The 232-nt window shown below is 62.5% G+C and carries 1 protein-coding gene; it reads left to right on the forward strand.

The annotated features are described in order from the left end of the window. Positions 1-232 (forward strand): hypothetical protein (locus AC1RP1_RS08520; protein WP_481762810.1); only part of this gene is annotated, 232 nt, incomplete at both ends.

A 232-nucleotide genomic window follows, 5' to 3' on the forward strand; every position in this document is an offset into this window, starting at 1 on the left:
AGACTTCTGTATGTGCGCTGCCGGGTATTCTTCCCGGCCACGGGCGTGAACATCAAAGTGCTCAACGGCTGCTGCACTAAGATCGTTGACACCGCCATCTACACCGCGTTCGACCACGACCAGAACAACGCGCTCATCAACTACTCGATCGTGCCTCCCGGCGCGGCGGCGAACACCGATCCTCAGATCTCGGGGACGGTCACGCAGACCCCCGCCTCCATCGGCACGCCCG

It is taken from the genome of Dellaglioa sp. CoH-56-MRSF-13 (assembly GCF_056782095.1).